Consider the following 3655-nt stretch of genomic DNA (forward strand, 5'->3'; position numbering starts at 1 on the left):
GACCGGCCACGCGAAGACAGAAGGAGTGGCGGGTTCGGTCTCAGAGTCCGCGTTGCCTTCTTCGCTCCCGTCGTTTTCCTGGTTTTCCTGGTCGACCGGGTTGGGCTGGGGTGGTGCTTCGAGGATGAGGTGGGCGTTGGTGCCGGAGATGCCGAAGGAGGAGACGCCGGCGCGGCGTGGCCGCTCGGTCTCGGGCCATTCGGTGGTCTCGGTGAGCAGGCTGACGGCCCCTGATTCCCAGTCGACGTGCGACGACGGCGCGTCGACATGGAGCGTCTTGGGGAGCCGGCCGTGGCGCAGCGCCATGACCATCTTGATGACGCCCGCGACGCCGGCGGCTGCCTGGGTGTGGCCGATGTTGGATTTCACCGATCCGAGCCACAGTGGGCGTTCGGCGGGACGGTCCTGGCCGTAGGTGGCCAGCAGGGCTTGGGCCTCGATGGGGTCGCCGAGGGTGGTGCCGGTGCCGTGGGCTTCCACCGCGTCGACGTCGGCGGGTGTGAGGCGGGCGTTGGCCAACGCGGCCCGGATGACCCGCTGTTGCGAGGGTCCGTTGGGGGCGGTGAGGCCGTTGCTGGCGCCGTCCTGGTTGACGGCCGAGCCGCGCAGCACGGCCAGGACCTGGTGGCCGTTGGCCTGGGCGTCGGAGAGTCGTTCGAGCAGGACGAGGCCGACGCCTTCGGAGAAGCCGGTGCCGTCCGCGCCTTCGGCGAACGCCTTGCACCGGCCGTCGGGCGAGAGTCCCCGCTGGCGGGAGAATTCGAGGAGCGCGCCGGGTGTCGCCATGACGGTGACGCCGCCGGCCAGCGCCATGGAGCACTCGCCGTTGCGCAGGGCCTGGGCTGCCAGGTGCATCGCCACCAACGACGACGAACACGCCGTGTCGATCGTGACCGCGGGACCCTCCAGGCCCAGCGTGTACGCGATACGCCCCGAGGCGACACTGGCCGCGCTGCCGCTGCTGAGGTATCCCTCCAGCTCGGTGGCGGCGCGGGGTAGTCGCGCTGCGTAGTCACCGCCGTACATGACGCCCGTGAAGACGCCGGTGTCGCTGCCGTGGAGGGTTTCGGGGGTGATGCCGGCCCGTTCCAGCAGTTCCCAACCCACTTCCAGCAGCAACCGCTGCTGCGGGTCGATGGCGAGCGCCTCGCGCGGCGAGATGCCGAAGAAGTCGGCGTCGAACTCGGCGGCCTCCTGGAGGAACCCGCCCTCGCGTGCGTAGACCTTTCCGAGCCGGTCGGGATCGGGATCGTACAGGGCATCGATGTCCCAACCGCGGTCGGTCGGGAAGGCGTGGATCGCGTCGCGTGCTTCGAGCAGCTGTCGCCAGAACGCCTCGGGAGAATCGGCGCCCGGATAGCGGCAGGCCATGGAGACGATGGCGATCGGTTCGCCGGGGCCGTGCGTCGATGAGGTGACGGCGGAGCTGCCGGCGCCGGGGGTGCCGCGCAGCGTTTCACCCAGGTGTCGTGCGAGAGCGGTGGGCGTGGGGTGGTCGAAGACGAGGGTCGCGGGCAGACGGAGCCCCGTCGCCGCGCTGAGCCGGTTGCGCAGTTCGACGGCCGTGAGGGAGTCGAATCCCAGCTCCTGGAAGGCGCGTGCGGGTTCCACGGCGTCCGGGCCGGAGTGGCTCAGCACGGTGGCGACGTGTGAGCGAGTGAGGTCGAGCAGCAACTCGTACTGCGCGTCCGGTGTCAGCCTCGCCAATCGACTGAGCAGACCCGCGTCGCCGTTACCGCGTTGCTGTCGTCGTACGTGAGCGGGAACCAGGTCCGTCAGGAGGCTCGGCAGGGTGCCCGAGACCGCCTGGCTGCGCAGCACCGGTCGGCTCAGCCGTACGGGTACGAGCGCGGGGCGGCCAACCGCCAGCGCGCTGTCGAGAAGGGCGAGAGCCTCCTCGGACGGCATCGGCATGATCCCGGTGCGGTTCATGCGTGCTACGTCGTTCTCACTGAGATGGCTGGTGAGACCGGTGGCCTGCGCCCAGTAACCCCAGGCCAAAGAGGTGGCGGGGAGGCCCTCGGCGCGACGGTGGAGAGCGAGAGCGTCAAGGAACGCGTTGGCTGCGGCATACCCGCCCTGACCGGCGGTTCCCAACGTGCCGGCGACGGAGGAGAAGAGGACGAACGCGTCCAGGCGCAAGTCCTTGGTCAGTTCGTGCAGGTGGAACGCAGCGTCGGCCTTGGGCGCCAGCGCGGTGTCGATGTGCTCGGGCGTGAGGGAACCGACCACCGCGTCACCGAGTGCGCCCGCAGTGTGGAAGACGGCGCACAGGGGGTGCTCGGCGGGTATCGAATCCAGGACGTCGGCCAGGGCCCGCGCGTCCGAGACGTCGCAGGTCGCGAAGGTGACATCGACGCCGTGGGCCGCGAGCTCAGCCTCCAGTTCGAGCGCACCGTCGGCCGTCCGCCCACTACGGCTCACCAGCATCAGGTGTCGTGCACCGTGGTGCTCGACCAGATGACGCGCGGTGAGTCCGCCGAGGACACCCGTGCCTCCCGTCACCAACACCGTTCCGTTGAACAGCGGTGCCCGGGTCTTGGTCGCATCGGCCTCCGCCTCGGGCAAGCGCTGGAGTCGCGGTACCCGCAGTTCACCGTTGCGCAGGGCGAGTTGCCCGTCACCGAGTCGGCTGGAGATGACCGAGTCCAGAAGGTGGTCGGAGGCCTCCGAGCCGTCCGTGTCGAGCAGGACGATGCGCTCGGGGTGTTCGGTCTGGGCGGACCTGACGAGCCCCCAGACGGCTGCCGGCGCCAGGTTCGTCTGCTCCGCGGCGTCGGTGGCGACGGCACCTTCGGTGACGAGGACGAGTCGGCTGTCGAGCAGCGCTCGGTCCGACAGGAACCGCTGTACGAGGGCGAGTGTGTCGTGCAGCAGGGAGTGGGTGGCCTCGACGGGCGGGATGGTGGTGACGCCGCCCAGGGAGGCGACGATCGTTCGCGGGGCGGGCTCGCCGGCTGCGACGGACTGACTCAGGACCGAGAGGTCGGCAAGTGCCTCCGTGCCGAGGTGGATTCTGTCCACCGCCGTACCCGCTTCGGCAGCGGCGGACGGTGTCGGAACGGCTCGCCAGCCCAGCTCGTGCAGCGCGCTGCTGGACTTCGTACGCCGCAGGTGGGAGGGGTTCACGGGGCGGACGGCCAGTGTTCCCACCGAGGCGATCGGCCGGTCCTCGGTGTCGGACAGATGGACGGTGAAGGTGTCGGCGCCGGTGGGCCGCAGCCGGACACGCAGCGAAGTCGGCGCCTGTTCGACGGCGTGCAGGGAGACGTCGTTCCAGGAGAACGGGAGCCGCACCTGGTCGTCCGTCCGGGCTCCGGTGGTGATGAGCGGGTGCAACGCAGCGTCGAGCAGGGCGGGATGTATGCCGAAGCCCTCGCTGTCGAGATCCGGCGGCAGGGTCACCTCGGCCTGGATCTCGTCATCCGACCGTGAGACGGCCGTCAGTCCCTGGAAGGCCGAGCCGTAGTGGTAACCGCGCTCGGCCGCACGACCGTAGAAGCCCGGGATGTCCGTGGAGGTACTACCGGAGACGAGCCACGGCCCGCAGACCTCGGGAGCAGGAGCGGCGTTCGCGCCCAGACTTCCGGTGGCGTGCCGGGTCCACTGACTGCCGTCGTCGGTCTCTGTCTCGGTGTCGGTGGTGGCGGGGCGG

Annotated in this window: 1 protein-coding gene; it reads right to left on the reverse strand. The window is 70.2% G+C overall.

Translation table 11 applies throughout. The features are described from left to right. The coding region (locus VT52_RS25795) for a type I polyketide synthase (RefSeq protein ID WP_143070915.1) at positions 1–3655 on the reverse strand (3655 nt) is incomplete at both ends.

It is taken from the genome of Streptomyces malaysiense (assembly GCF_000980885.2).
In the GTDB taxonomy this organism is placed as follows: Bacteria; Actinomycetota; Actinomycetes; order Streptomycetales; family Streptomycetaceae; genus Streptomyces; species Streptomyces malaysiense.